General features: G+C 31.3%; 1 protein-coding gene. It reads left to right on the top strand.

Going from position 1 to position 1,327, the window contains the following annotated elements; all coding sequences use genetic code 11:
* Window positions 1-12: 12 nt before the first annotated feature.
* A partial coding sequence (locus tag IO99_RS18025; protein ID WP_051824316.1) for a transposase occupies window positions 13-1,327 on the top strand: 1,315 nt, incomplete at its 3' end.

The following is a 1,327-nucleotide window of genomic DNA, read 5'->3' as shown; positions in this document are numbered from 1 at the left end:
GAGGAGTCCTTTATGATTCAATTAAAAAATCAACTTTTACTCTCTGACATTTATGAAGAGGTCGCAGACTATTTTCAGGAAGATAAACCTAAATTTATAAAAATATTTGAGAAGCACATTAATATGAAATTACTGATACCTCAAACTTTTTATAATGCCTACTATTCTTCAACTGGCCATCCTAGAGAGTATTCTTTATCCTCAATGCTAACCGCATTAATAGTTCAAAAGATACTTGGTATCTCTGAAACTAAACAATTTATTAATATACTTAATTTATCTAGTGAATTGTTATCTCTTTGTGAGTTTTCTACTGTCCCTCATGAATCGCAATTTTCTAGATTTAAATCTACTTTTCTTAACCATATTCATGATTTTTTTAATTATTTAGTTGATCTAACAGAGCCTATTTGTAAAAAACTAAACTCTGATTTATCTAAAATAATAATTGCTGATACTACTGGAATCAAAGCTTACACTAAAGAAAATAATCCCAAATTCTTCGAATCTATCTTAAATATCGGTAAGACAGCTAAAAGGTCTAATCCAGACATAAATCCATACATATTTGCTTGTAGTAAAATGCCTAAGTCAACCTATGCTAACGATGAAATCAAGCTTTCATACATCAATGGTCATTATTGCTACGCATTAAAAGCAACTACATTAGTTAATGGCCTTGGTATCGTTAGACACATTGATTTTAACGACTCTCAAGTTATGGATTTTCAAAATCATGATACAGCTGAAAGTGCTAAAGATGATTATGATTCAAAAACTTTAATTCCCATAATGAGACGTTATTTTTCTATTCACCAGGACTTTAAATATAATTTCTTTCTTGGTGATGCTGCTTATGATTGTGATGATAATTATAAATATTTAACTAAGGATTGTAGCATAGTTCCAATAATACCTATTAATTCTCGTAACTCTTCTTCTTTGCCACTGCCTAGCGGCTTTACTGATGATGGCACTCCTTTATGTCCGAAGGATCCTAGCCTCCCTATGAAGTTTGATGGTATAACTAGAGAAAAGGGACGTGCTATGAGAATCAAGTGGTTATGTCCAAAATCTAAAAAGATTAATGAAAATAAAACAACAAAATACATTCTCTCCTGCGAAGCACCATGCACAACGTCTCCTTGCGGAAGGATTTATCATCCAACCATCAATAAGGAACTTAGATTGAATTGCCCTATTCCTCGTGATTCAAATGAATGGACAAGACTCTATAAAATTAGAACAATTACAGAAAGAACTAATCACATTCTCAAAAATACACTAGCCATTTCAAAACTAAAAATAAATAAAACCTCTTCACTAA

It is taken from the genome of Clostridium sulfidigenes (assembly GCF_000732635.1).
GTDB classification, from domain to species: domain Bacteria; phylum Bacillota; class Clostridia; order Clostridiales; family Clostridiaceae; genus Clostridium_J; species Clostridium_J sulfidigenes.
The sequence above is the reverse complement of the archived record's forward strand: the minus strand, read 5'-3'. Positions and strand labels throughout refer to the sequence as shown.